At 64.7% G+C, this 12896-nt stretch carries 11 protein-coding genes; all 11 read right to left on the bottom strand.

The window, feature by feature from the left end:
- Window positions 1–82 precede the first annotated feature (82 nt).
- Window positions 83–1006, bottom strand: a complete 924-nt coding sequence (locus CSQ91_RS22140) for a hydroxymethylglutaryl-CoA lyase (protein ID WP_099389656.1) — start codon at window positions 1004–1006, stop codon at window positions 83–85.
- Window position 1007: 1 nt separating this feature from the next.
- Window positions 1008–1940, bottom strand: a complete 933-nt coding sequence (locus tag CSQ91_RS22135) for a 2-hydroxyacid dehydrogenase (protein WP_099389655.1) — start codon at window positions 1938–1940, stop codon at window positions 1008–1010.
- Between the two features lie 9 nt (window positions 1941–1949).
- Window positions 1950–3977: an acetyl/propionyl/methylcrotonyl-CoA carboxylase subunit alpha gene (locus CSQ91_RS22130; protein WP_099389654.1), complete on the bottom strand. Its 2028-nt coding sequence runs from the start codon at window positions 3975–3977 to the stop codon at window positions 1950–1952.
- A 156-nt stretch (window positions 3978–4133) separates the two neighbouring features.
- Window positions 4134–5180: a biotin synthase BioB gene (gene bioB / locus CSQ91_RS22125; protein WP_034782789.1), complete on the bottom strand. Its 1047-nt coding sequence runs from the start codon at window positions 5178–5180 to the stop codon at window positions 4134–4136.
- A gap of 58 nt (window positions 5181–5238) precedes the next feature.
- The gene (bioD, locus tag CSQ91_RS22120; protein WP_099389653.1) at window positions 5239–6030 is read right to left on the bottom strand and encodes a dethiobiotin synthase; all 792 of its coding nucleotides are present in this window, start codon (window positions 6028–6030) and stop codon (window positions 5239–5241) included.
- Window positions 6020–7216 (bottom strand): 8-amino-7-oxononanoate synthase, encoded by a 1197-nt coding sequence (gene bioF, locus CSQ91_RS22115; RefSeq protein ID WP_099389652.1) that lies wholly within the window; start codon window positions 7214–7216, stop codon window positions 6020–6022. Before bioF ends, bioD begins: the two co-directional genes overlap by 11 nt.
- Window position 7217: 1 nt before the next feature.
- Entirely contained in the window at window positions 7218–8546 is a 1329-nt protein-coding gene (gene bioA / locus CSQ91_RS22110) for an adenosylmethionine--8-amino-7-oxononanoate transaminase (RefSeq protein WP_257217443.1), read from the bottom strand.
- Between the two features lie 19 nt (window positions 8547–8565).
- Window positions 8566–9354, bottom strand: a complete 789-nt coding sequence (locus CSQ91_RS22105) for an enoyl-CoA hydratase/isomerase family protein (RefSeq protein ID WP_034782795.1) — start codon at window positions 9352–9354, stop codon at window positions 8566–8568.
- A gap of 21 nt (window positions 9355–9375) precedes the next feature.
- Window positions 9376–10998, bottom strand: coding sequence for a carboxyl transferase domain-containing protein (locus tag CSQ91_RS22100; RefSeq protein WP_070278418.1), 1623 nt, complete (start codon window positions 10996–10998; stop codon window positions 9376–9378).
- A gap of 40 nt (window positions 10999–11038) precedes the next feature.
- Window positions 11039–11485, bottom strand: coding sequence for a YchJ family protein (locus tag CSQ91_RS22095; RefSeq protein WP_099389650.1), 447 nt, complete (start codon window positions 11483–11485; stop codon window positions 11039–11041).
- A 92-nt stretch (window positions 11486–11577) separates the two neighbouring features.
- Window positions 11578–12864, bottom strand: coding sequence for a D-amino acid dehydrogenase (locus tag CSQ91_RS22090; protein ID WP_143451081.1), 1287 nt, complete (start codon window positions 12862–12864; stop codon window positions 11578–11580).
- Window positions 12865–12896 lie beyond the last annotated feature (32 nt).

Genomic DNA, 12896 nt, shown 5'->3' with positions numbered 1-12896 from the left:
CGCCAAGCGCGTAAGCCGACAACAGTGTTGGCCATGACCTCGGTGACGTCGGATGAGCGTGGCGTTGCCACGCTCATCCGACCTACGCAGCGAGGCGTTTCGCCGCGATGGCATTGCCCGCGCGGCTGGAACCCTTGCGCCCCAGCTGCTGCGAGATGAACTGCCCCGCATCGACCACCAGGTCCAGGTCGATGCCGGTGGCAATCCCCAGTCCCTGCATCATGTACAGCACGTCTTCGGTCGCCACATTGCCGGTGGCGCCCTTGGCGTAGGGGCAGCCGCCCAGGCCGGACACGGACGAGTGATAGATCGCGATACCCGTTTCCAGGCTGGCGTAGATATTCGCCAGCGCCTGTCCATAGGTGTCGTGGAAGTGGCCGGACAGGCCGCTCACGTGGAAGGCTGCGATGGCGCGCTGCATCACCGCCTGCGTTTTGCGCGGCGTGGCCACGCCGATGGTGTCGGCGATGTCGATCTCGTCGCAGCCGAGGTCGCGCATGCGCCCCACCACGTCGGCCACGGCGTCGAGCGGCACATCGCCCTGGTAGGGGCAGCCGAAGGCGCAGCTGATGCTGCCGCGCAGGCGCAGGCCGTGTTCCTTGGCCGCCTTCGCCACGCCTTCGAAGCGGGCGATCGATTCGGCGATCGAGCAGTTGATGTTCTTTTGCGAGAACGCCTCGGAGGCTGAACCGAAGATCACCACTTCATCGGCCTGCGCCGCCAGCGCCGCCTCGAAACCCTGCATGTTCGGCGTCAGCGCGGAATAGATCGTGCCGGCGCGGCGCGCGATCTTTTCCATCACTTCCGCGCTGGTGGCCATCTGCGGCACCCATTTCGGCGAGACGAACGATGCCGCCTCGATATTGGCGAAGCCGGCCAGGGTCAGGCGGTCGACCAGTTCGATCTTGACGGCGGCGCTGATGGTGTCCTTCTCGTTTTGCAGGCCGTCGCGCGGACCTACTTCGACGATCTTGACCTGTTTCGGCAAACTAGCTTGAGCATGCATTTCAATATCCTTGCAAACGGTTGACGATGCCGGCGACAGAGTCTCCGGCTTGCAGGCGGCGCATCTTGGCGGCGATCTGCGCCACGCTTTCGCGGCGCAGGGTGGCCGCTGAAATATGCGGCGTGATGGTGATGCGTGGTTCTTGCCAGAACGGGTGCTGCTGCGGCAGCGGCTCGTTGCGGAACACGTCCAGCGTCGCCCCGGCGATGTGCCCGGAGCGGATCAGGGTCAGCAGATCCGGTTCGGCGATATGCGCGCCGCGCGCCACGTTGATGACATAGGCGCCCGGCAGCAGCATCGACAGGCGCGCGCGGTCGAGCAGATTGTGCGTGTCCGGCGTGAGCGGCAGCATGCACACCAGCACGCGCGTGCCGCGCAAGAATGCTTCGAGTCCCTCTTCGCCCGCATAGCACTGCACGCCATCGACGTGCTTGCGGCTGCGGCTCCATCCGCGCAAGGGGAATTCGAACTGCGCCAGTGCTTGCAGCACGCGCGTGCCCAGCACGCCCATGCCCAGCACGCCGACGGGAAAATCCACCCTGTCGAATGCGGGCAGCGGTTGCCAGATACCGGCGCGGCCCTGCGCCTCGTAATCATCGAAACGGCGGAAGTGGCGCAGCACGGCGTGGCTCACATATTCGGCCATCTGCACGCCCATGCCCGCGTCATCCAGGCGCACCAGCGGCACGTGGGCGGGCAGCGCCTCGCCAAACTTTAACAGCGCGTCGACGCCGGCACCCGTGTTGAAGATGGCTTTCACGTGGGCCAGCTCGGGCAGCATGGCGGCGGGCGGCTGCCACACGACGGCGTAGTCGCACGGCGCCACTGTTTCGCCTTCGCGCCAGAAGATAATGTCGGCCTCGGGCAGCAAGTCGCGGAAGTCGCTGATCCACGCCGCTTCCTTGCCGTCCGAACGTTGTAAAAGGATGCGCATGGCGTTCTCTTACGCGGCAGCCTTGAAGGCCAGCAGCGGCGCGCCATCGGCCACCTGGTCGCCAACGGCATACAGCACGTCTTCCACCAGGCCGTCGTGCGGTGCGGCGATCGTGTGTTCCATCTTCATCGCTTCCATGATGACCAAAGGCTCGCCCTTCTTGACGTCCTGTCCTTTGTTGACCAGCACGGCGACGACCTTGCCCGGCATCGGCGCCGTCAGGCGCCCGCCTTCCGCTTCCACTTCGCCCGCATGCGCCATCGGATCGCTGTAGTGCAGTGTGTAGTGCAAGCCTCCGCTGAATACGTGGAACTGTTCCCCGTCGCGCAGCACGGTGCCATGCACGGCACGCTCGCCGAGCTTGATGTGCAGTTCCAGGCCTTTGCGCGCCGTCAGGGTGAGGGGCTGGCCGTTGAACAGCCAGCCATCCGTCTTGTAGGCGATGCGCGCGGCATAGGCCTTGCTGTCACTGGCCAGAGCGAATTCATCGGCAAACACCAGGCTGCGTCCCAGGGTGCTGTTCAAGCGCCAGCCCAGGGCATTGCCCCACGGGTCGGCGCGGTTGGCCGACTGCGCTTCGGCGGCCGCTTTTTCTTCCAGCAGCAGGGCGACGGACGCCAGCGCCAGGGCCGTGTCGGGCGCCGCCTGCAGGGCGGGGAACAGCGACGCTTGATTGCGTTCGATGAGGCCCGTGTCCAGGTCGGCGCTGGCAAACGCCTGGCCTTCGACCAGGCGTTTCAGGAAGGCGATATTGCTGGCCAGGCCGACGATCTGGTAGTCGGCCAGCGCCTGCGCCATGCGTGCCAGCGCTTCGCGGCGGTCCGCGCCCCAGACGATCAGCTTGGCGACCATCGGGTCGTAGAACGGCGAAATTGCGTCGCCCTCGCGCACGCCGGAATCGATGCGCACGGCGGCCGGAACCAGCGTGCCACCCAGTTCGAACGTGACGGCGGAAGGCGACTGCATGTGGCGCAGGGTGCCGATCGATGGTAAAAAGCCCTTTTCCGGATTTTCCGCATAGATGCGCGCCTCGATGGCGTGGCCGTGGATCGTCAGTTCGCTCTGTTTTTTCGGCAGCGGCTCGCCAAAGGCGACGCGCAACTGCCATTCCACCAGGTCCGTGCCGGTGATCATTTCCGTCACCGGATGCTCGACCTGCAGGCGCGTATTCATCTCCATGAAGTAGAACGAACCATCCTGGTTGGCGATGAATTCCACCGTGCCCGCACCCACATAGCCGACGGCCTTGGCGGCGGCGACGGCCGCTTCGCCCATGGCCGCGCGGCGGTCAGCCGGCATGCCGGGCGCCGGCGCTTCTTCCAGCACCTTTTGATGGCGGCGCTGTACCGAGCAATCGCGCTCGAACAGGTAGATGCAGTTGCCGAGCGTGTCGGCAAACACCTGGATTTCGATATGCCGCGGGCGCGACAGGTATTTTTCGGCCAGCACCTTGTCGTCGCCGAAAGAGCTGATCGCTTCGCGCTTGCACGAGGCCAGCGCGGCCTTGAAGTCGGCGCTGTTGTCGATGACGCGCATGCCCTTGCCGCCGCCGCCGGCCGATGCCTTCAGCAGGACCGGGTAGCCGATCTTGTCGGCTTGGCCGTGCAGGAAGTCCGCATCCTGTTCCTCGCCGTGGTAGCCGGGCACCAGCGGCACATTGGCTTTTTCCATCAGCGACTTGGCGGCCGACTTCGAGCCCATGGCGCGCATGGCGGACGCTGGCGGGCCGATGAAGACCAGGCCCGCCGCGTGGCAGGCGTCGGCGAAGTCGGCGTTCTCGGAGAGGAAGCCGTAGCCGGGGTGGATCGCCTGCGCTCCTGTCGCCAGCGCCACGGCGATGATCTTGTCGCCGCACAGATAGCTTTCCTTGGCCGGCGCGGGGCCGATCAGCACGGCTTCGTCGCACACGGCGACGTGCTTGGCGTTGGCGTCTGCTTCCGAATAGACGGCGACGGTCTGGATGCCCATGCGGCGCGCGGTAGCGGCGACACGGCAGGCGATTTCGCCGCGGTTGGCGATCAGGATTTTAGTGAACATGGTCTCTCTCTATTCTCTCAAAGGTGCAGCGGTCTCTTGACGGACCTGGTCTGTTGGCTTGTCGGCTTACGCGCTGCGCGCTAAGCCGACCTACGGATGGTGAGGCGGTATTCGTAGGTCGGGTTAGCCGGCACGGCGTAACCCGACAGGGCTGGATCAGCAGCCGCACTTCTCTTTCTGTACCGAGTCCAGCATGGCGCCGCGCGTCTGCAGGCCCAGTTTGCCCAGCAAGGTGCGGTCGTCTTCCGCTTCCGGGTTGTCGGTGGTGAGCAGCTTGTCGCCGTAGAAGATGGAGTTGGCGCCAGCCAGGAAGCACATGGCTTGCACGGCTTCGCCCATCTGGCGGCGGCCGGCCGACAAACGCACGCGCGCTTTCGGCATGGTGATGCGGGCAACGGCGATCGTGCGCACGAATTCAAACGGGTCGAGTGCTTCCAGGCCAAACAATGGCGTGCCTTCCACTTGCACCAGATGGTTCACGGGCACCGATTCCGGATATGGATTCAGATTGGCCAGCTGGGCGATCAGGCCCGCGCGTTGCAGACGTGTTTCGCCCATGCCGACGATGCCGCCGCAGCATACTTTCAAGCCCGCTTCGCGCACACGGCCCAGGGTGTCCAGGCGGTCCTGGTATTCGCGCGTCGAGATGACGTTGTCGTAGAATTCCGGCGCCGTGTCGAGGTTGTGGTTATAGAAGTCGAGGCCCGCGTTTTTCAGGCGGTCCGCCTGTCCCTCTTCCAGCATGCCCAGAGTCGCACAGGTTTCCAGGCCCAGCGCTTTCACTTTGCTGACCATCTCTTCGACTTTGTCCATGTCGCGGTCCTTCGGGCCGCGCCATGCGGCGCCCATGCAGAAGCGCGTGGCGCCGTTGGCTTTTGCCTGGCGTGCCGCGTCGAGCACGGTGTCGATGTCGAGGATTTTTTTCGCTTCCACGCCCGTGTCGTAGCGGGCCGCCTGCGGGCAATAGCCGCAGTCTTCCTCGCAGCCGCCCGTCTTGATCGACAACAGGGTCGCCAGTTCCACGTCGCCATCGGGGAAGTTGATGCGGTGCGTTTGCTGGGCCTTGAACATCAGGTCATTGAAAGGCAGGTCGAACAGGGCCAGCACATCATCGATGGGCCAGGTGGCCGCTTCGGGCAGGGTGATGCGCGCCGCAGGGCGGTGCAGTTCGACGGTTTTTGCTGCTTCTTGGACTAAAGACATGGTGATTCCTTCGCTTCTATTTTTGAGTACGTTCAGTTGTTTGGCTTAATTGTTTAGTCTAGTTCTGCGACTGCTGCGCCGGCCAGTTCGGCAAGCCGCTGAAATCGAGATATGCCGCCGCCGCTTCCGCGCTCGGTTGCGCCAGGCGCGGCACCTTGCCCAGTAGCGGCGCCGGGATGCGCTCGATCAGCGCATCGATATTTTCGTCGAGGAAGCGCATTTCCACTTCCAGGGTGTTGGCGACCCAGCCGATGACCGTCAAGCCGCGCGCCTCGATGGCTTCCAGCGTCAGCAAGGCCTGGCTGATGCAGCCCAGGCGCATGCCGACCACGAGGATCACGGGTAGATCGAGCTGCTGTGCCAGGTCGGCCGAATCAAAGCCGGGAGACAGCGGCACGCGGAATCCGCCCACGCCTTCGACCACGACCGCGTCCGAGGCGGCGGCGATTTCCAGGTAGGCGGCCAGAATCGGCACCGATTCGATGCTGACGCCTTCGAGCGCGGCGGCGATGTGCGGCGCGGCCGGCTCCTTCAGCATGTAGGGTGTCGTCAGGCTGCGCAGCATGGTGACGTTGCCGGCGGCGATCAGGCTGTCGGCGTCTTCATTATGCAGTTCGCCGTCGCGCATTTCGGCGCCGGCGGCGACAGGTTTCATGCCGCAGGCGCGCACGCCGCGCGCCACCAGTGCGTGCAGCAGGGCCGACGACGTCAATGTCTTGCCGATTTCCGTGTCGGTGCCAGTGACGAAACAGGCAAAGCGCGATGGCAGGCCGGTGGCGGCCGGAGCCGGCTGCACGGCAGGCGCCAGGTCCGCCAGCACTTCCGCCACGATAGGATCATCAAGGCTCATGGCGATTCCTTTCCAGGGTGTTGACTGCGTTGATCAATTGCGCCACTTCCTGCGCCGTGTGGCCGGCCGACAGGGTCACGCGCAGGCGCGCCGACCCCGCTGGCACGGTGGGCGGGCGGATGGCACCGACCCACAGGCCCTGCTGGTACAGGGTGGCGGCGATGTCCAGCATGTCCGCATTCTCGCCAATGATGACGGGCTGGATGGCGGTCACGGATGGCAAGGCTTGCCAGCGCTGCAGCTGCAAGCCGTCGTTCCATTGCGCCACCAGCGCCGCCAGGTGCATCCGGCGTTGTTTTCCTTCTTCACCGGCGATGATGTCGAGGCTGGCCAGCAGCGCATGCGCCAGCGCCGGCGCTGCCGCCGTGGTGAAGATGTACGGGCGGGCCTTCTGGATCAGGGTCTCGATCACGGCCTCGTGCGCGGCAACAAAGGCGCCGCCCACGCCGGCCGATTTGCCCAGGGTGCCCACATACACGAGGTAGGGTGAATGCAGGTCGAAGTGTTCGAGCGCCCCGCGGCCATGGGCTCCCAGTGCGCCGAAGCCGTGCGCGTCGTCGACCACCAGCCAGGCGCCATGTTGTTCGCACAGGGCCAGCAACGCGGGCAGCGGCGCCAGGTCGCCATCCATGCTGAAGACGCTGTCGGTGACGACGATCTTGGTTTTCGCCGTGCTGGCTGCCAGCAGGGCCGCCAGGGCATCGAGGTCGGCGTGCGGATACACGCGTGTCTTCACGCGGGCCAGGCGCGTGCCATCGATCAGCGAGGCGTGGTTCAGCGCTTCCGAGAACATCTCCGCGTCCGGGTCGCCCGCCGACAGGGCCGTCAGCACGGCCAGGTTGGCCATGTAGCCAGTGCAGAAATACAGCGCGCGCGCCTGTTCCAGGTTGGCGCCCACGAAAGCCGCCAGCCGTTCTTCCAGCTGCGCGTGGGCGCGGCTATGGCCGCTGATCAAATGCGAAGCGCCGCTGCCGGCGCCATACAGGTCGGCGCCCTCTTTCAGCGCGGCGACGATGCGCGGATGCGACGCCAGGCCCAGGTAGTCGTTGCTGCAGAAGGCCAGCATGGCGCGCCCGTCCACCGTCAGGCGCGGTGCGCACGGCGTGTCGACGGTGCGGCGGCGGCGGATCAGGCTGCGCTCTTCCAGTCCTTGCAACTGCTGTTGTAATCGCGCGATCAGTTCCATCTCAGGCCCCGATCACATGATTGAAGACGGCCAGCGTCTGCTGGCCCAGGCCCGCGATTTCCTCGTCGTCGAGGATGTACGGCGGCATCAGATAGACGGTGGAGCCGATGGGGCGCATCAGCAGTTCGTGTTCCAGCGCCGTGCTGAAGAAGCGGCGCGAAAAGTCGGGTGCAGCGTCCACCGCATCGAAGGCCCAGATCATGCCCTGCTGGCGGAAGTGTTTGACTTTTTCATGCTGCGCCAGCGGCGCCAGGGCGCGCGTGATCCTGGTGGCGCGTTCCCGGTTGACCGCCAGCACATCGTCTTCCTCGAAAATCGACAGGGTCGCCAGCGCCGCGCGGCAGGCCAGCGGATTGCCCGTGTACGAGTGCGAATGCAAAAAGCCGCGGCGCACGTCGGTGCTGTAGAAAGCCTGGTAGATGTCTTCGCGCGTCATCACCAGGGACAGGGGCAGATAGCCGCCGCTGATGCCTTTCGACAGGCAGACGAAGTCGGGCCAGATGCCGGCCTGTTCGCACGCAAAGAAAGTGCCCGTGCGTCCGCAGCCGACGGCGATTTCATCGAGGATCAAATGGACTTGATAACGGTCGCACAGGGTGCGCACCAGCGACAGGTACAAGGGATCGTGCATGGCCATGCCGGTGGCGCACTGCACCAGCGGCTCGATGATGATGGCGGCGATCTTGTCCGCTTTTTGCTGGAAAAGCTGTTCCACTTCGGCGGCGGCGCGGCGCGCCACGTCCTGGGCGGACTCGCCCTCGGCCGCCTGGCGGAAGTCGGGCGACATCACCGTCTGCGTGGCGCGCAGCAGGGGGCCGTAGGCATCCTTGAACAGGGCGACGTCGGTGACGGCCAGCGCGCCGATGGTTTCGCCGTGGTAGCTGCCTTTCAGGCAGACGAATTCCTGCTTTTCACTCTTGCCGCTGTTGCGCCAGGCGTGAAAACTCATTTTCAGGGCGATTTCCACGGCGGACGCCCCATCGGACGCATAAAAGCTGTGACCGAGCACGCCACCCGTCAAGGCGGAGAGCTTTTCCGACAGTTCGATCACCGGTTCATGCGTGAAACCGGCCAGCATCGCGTGTTCCAGGCGGTCCAGTTGATCCTTGAGTTCCGCATTGATGCGCGGATTCGCGTGGCCGAACAGGTTCACCCACCAGGAGCTGATGGCGTCCAGGTAGCGTCGGCCTTCGTGGTCATACAGCCAGGCGCCGCGGCCATGGCTGACGGGGATGAGCGGTACAGTCTCGTGGTGCTGCATTTGCGTGCACGGATGCCACACGCTGCGCAGACTGCGTTCGACCCAGCCCGATTGTTTTTCTGCTTTCAAAACTGCTCCAATGATATTGCTAGCCCATGAGCCAACTCGGCTTGCGCTTGTCGAGGAACGATTGCACGCCTTCGCGTCCCTGCTCCGAGGCGCGGATCTGCGCGATGCGCTCGGCGGTGTCCAACAGCAGCGCATCGTCAACCGGCTGGCCAACGATCTCGCGCACCAGCGTTTTTGCTTGCGCCACCGCGTGCGGGCTGTTGCCCGTCAGCGCTTTGAGCACCTCGGCCGTTTTCGCGTCCAGCGCGTCGCCAGCGACTACCTCGTGGGCAAAGCCGATGCGCAGCGCCTCTTGCGCGGAGAATCGCTCCGCGGTCAGGAAATAGCGGCGTGCCGCGTTTTCGCCCATGGCCTTGATGACATACGGTGAAATAGTGGCCGGGATCAGTCCCAGCCGCACTTCGCTCAGGCAGAAATGCACGTCTTCCGCAACCAGAATGATATCGCATGCGGCGACGAGGCCCATGCCGCCCGCATAGCAGTCGCCCTGGATCTTCGCCACCACGGGCTTGGGACACAGGTAAATCGTGCGCAGCATCTGCGCCAGCTGCAGCGCGTCGGCCTGGTTTTCGGCATGCGTGTAGCCTGCCATCTTCTTCATCCAGTTCAGGTCCGCGCCGGCGCAAAAGGCCGCGCCATTCGCCGCCAGCACGATGGCGCGCACCATGTCGCTGCGCCCCAGGCCCTCGAAGGCGCGCGCCAGTTCGGCGATCGTCGTCTCGTTGAAGGCATTGCGCACGTCGGGGCGGTTCAGGGTCACGGTGGCGACATTGCCCTCGATGACCAGCTTTAAGGTTTCAAATTCCATTCTCTTCTCCCTGAATGCCGCTTACATGCGGAATACGCCGAACTTCGTGTCCGGGATTTCCGCGTTCAAGGCGGCCGACAGGCCCAGGCCCAGCACCATGCGGGTATCGGCCGGGTCGATCACGCCATCGTCCCACAGGCGCGCGGTGGCGTAGTACGGGTGGCCCTGGTGTTCGTATTGATCCTTGATCGGCTGCTTGAAAGCCGCTTCCTCGTCCGCGCTCCACTCGCCGCCCTTGCCTTCGATGCCGTCGCGCTTGACGGTCGCCAGCACGGAGGCGGCCTGGTCGCCGCCCATGACGGAAATGCGCGCATTCGGCCACATCCACATGAAACGAGGCGAAAAGGCGCGGCCGCACATGCCGTAGTTGCCGGCGCCGAAGCTGCCGCCGATGATCACCGTGAATTTCGGCACGGCGGCCGTGGCGACGGCCGTGACCATCTTGGCGCCATTGCGGGCGATGCCCTCGTTTTCGTATTTGCGGCCCACCATGAAGCCCGTGATATTTTGCAGGAAGACGAGCGGGATCTTGCGTTGGCAGCACAATTCGATGAAATGCGTGCCTTTCAGGGCCGATTCGGAGAACAAGATGCCGTTATTGGCGATGATGCCGACTTTCACCCCATAGATATGCGCGAAGCCGCAGATCAGGGTGGTGCCGTAGCGGGCCTTGAATTCGTCGAAATCGCTGCCGTCGACGATGCGCGCGATCACTTCGCGTACATCGAAGGGCTTGCGCGTATCGACGGGGATTACGCCATACAGCTCCTGTGTCGGATATTTCGGCTCGACGGACTCGCGCATCGCCATCTGTTGCGGCTTGGTGCGGTTCAGGTTCGAGACGATGGTGCGCGCCAGCGACAGCGCGTGCAGATCGTTCTGCGCCAGGTGGTCGACCACGCCGGACAAACGCGTGTGCACGTCGCCGCCGCCCAGGTCTTCGGCCGTCACCACTTCGCCGGTGGCCGCTTTGACCAGCGGCGGGCCGCCGAGGAAAATCGTGCCCTGCTCCTTGACGATGATCGACTCATCGCTCATGGCCGGCACGTAGGCGCCGCCGGCCGTGCAAGAGCCCATCACGACGGCGATCTGCGGGATGCCCTTGGCCGACAGGTTCGCCTGGTTGTAGAAGATGCGGCCGAAATGGTCGCGGTCGGGGAAGACGTCGTCCTGGTTCGGCAGGTTGGCGCCGCCCGAATCGACCAGGTAGATGCAGGGCAGGTTGTTCTGGTCGGCGATTTCCTGGGCGCGCAAGTGCTTTTTCACCGTCATCGGGTAATACGTGCCGCCCTTGACGGTGGCGTCGTTACAGACGATGACGCATTCCTGGCCCGAAACCCTGCCGATGCCGGTGATGATGCCGGCGGAAGGCGCCGCATCGACGCCCTTGGCGTCCTGGTACATGGCGTAGGCCGCCATCTGGGAAAACTCGAGGAAGGGCGTGCCGGGATCGAGCAGCATCTGCACGCGGTCGCGCGGCAGCAGCTTTCCGCGCGCCAGGTGCTTGGCGGCAGCCGCCTCGCCGCCGCCGGCCGCGATTTTCTCGACCTTGTCGCGCAAATCGTCGACGATGGCTTGCATGGCCGCGGCATTGGCCTTGAAATCTTCACTGCGCGGATTGAGTTTGCTTTCGATGTGCGGCATTGCGGTTCCTTTTTATTATCGCCCGGTCTCTCGGGTCGCGCTATTCGGGAAAACTGCCGTCGAGATAAAACCAGCGCAGGGCGCCGCCCTCACCCGCTTCGCGCACGAAGCGGCTCACTTCATGCAGGCGGTGCGCGCGGCCGTTGACCTTGTAGCGGGCCACGAATTCCACGCTGTCGCGGCGTATCTCTTCGGCTTGATCTGCTGATACTGCTTTACGTTGACGTAAACGTAAAGCAGATTTTACCTCAAGTCCCAGCCAGTGGACTTTTTCTTCTTCGGCAAATAAAGCGTCGGTGGGACGGGTGCTGGCGTGCCAGGTGGCAAGCAGATAGGGTTCGTCGCGCAAGGTAAACGCCGTGTAGCGCGAACGCATCAGGGTTTCGGCCGTGGGCGGCAAGGCGTCGCCCGCGATATACGGGCCGCAGCAGCCGGCGTAGGAGGCGCCGCCACAGGGGCAGGCGGCAGATGTCGAGGGTGTGGGCATGCGCTGGCAATCAGGAACAGAAAAGAGGGAACTGAAAAGTTCCGCAATTATCCGCCATATCGGCAGCGGCGCGTGCGCCGCGCCTTGCCTGGCTACTTTGTGGGGCTGAGGAAGTCCAGCGCGAACGGCGGCGCCTTGCCAGCCATGAGGTCAGCCAGGATGCGCGCCGTGCCGGCGGCGAAGGTAAAGCCCAAGGGGCCATGGCCCACGTTGAGCCACAGATTGCCAACTTTGCTGGCGCCCACCAGCGGCGCGCTGTTCGGCGTGGCGGGGCGCAGGCCGGCCCAGGCCGTGGCCTGGTCATAATCGGCGCCGTGTGGCATGGCTTCGCGCGCCAGCCGCGTCAGGCCCGCGATGCGGCCCCAGTCGATGCTGTTGTCGGCGCCCACCATGTCGACCATGGCGGCCACGCGCAAGTCGCCACCGATGCGTGCATACAGTACCTTGCGTTCGAAATCCGTGATGCTGATCTCGGGCGCCCGGTGCTGCGCGCGGATGGGCGCCGTCAGGCTGTAGCCTTTCAGCGGGTACAGGGGCAGGTAGATGCCCGCCGTGGCGGCCAGGTCGCGGCTCTGGATGCCGGCCGCAAGCACATAGTGATCCGCTTGCAGCAAGCCCAGGCTCGTATCGACGCCCGTGATCCTGCCCTTGTGCGTGACGAGGCGGCGCGCCTCGCCTTTTAATAAGAGCGAACAGTTCGGGTGCTGCAGCAGGCGCGCTTCCAGCGCCAGGCAAAAGGCGTGGCAATCGGCCACCGCCTCGCCTTGCGTAAAAATGCCGCCCGCCAGGGCGCCCTGCAAGGCGGCCAGCGCCGGTTCGCGCTGTACGGCTTCCGCCGGAGACAAGACGATGCGCGCCTCTTCCGACTCGGGTCGCGCCACGGCCCGCTGAAAGATGGCGGGTGAACGGTAGACGATGAGTTTGCCCGCATCGCGCCAGGCATACGCTTCGGGCGGCACGGTCAACTCCAGCTGCGCCATGCCGGCGCGGCTCCATTCTCCCAGTTGCAGCAGCTTGGCCGTCGTGCGGGCATTGCTGGCGCTGTTGCAATTACGCAAGAAACTGGCCATCCAGCGCCATTGGCGCCAGTCCGCTTCGAGACGAAAGCGCAGCGGACCGTCTTTTTGCAGCAGCCATTGCAGGGCTTTGAAGGGCACGCCCGCATCGGCCAGCGGGGCTACATAGCGATAGCTGAGTTGGCCGCCATTGCGGTAGCTGGCGGCGATCGCCACCTGTTCATTGCGTTCCAGTAAGGTGACCTTGTAGCCGGCCTCGGCCAGCCACCAGGCCGATGTCAGACCGACGATGCCGCCGCCGATGATGATGACTTGTTGCTGCATGTTGCCTCGCTGCGTTGCGCTCCCATGGTGCGGAAGCATTCGGGAAGAGCTTAGAGGCTGGCCGTCAGCGC

The sequence above is a fragment of the Janthinobacterium sp. BJB301 genome, from assembly GCF_002735685.1.
In the GTDB taxonomy this organism is placed as follows: Bacteria; Pseudomonadota; Gammaproteobacteria; order Burkholderiales; family Burkholderiaceae_D; genus Janthinobacterium; species Janthinobacterium lividum.
Note: the sequence above shows the minus strand (reverse complement) of the source record. Positions and strands in the feature narration are given on the sequence as shown.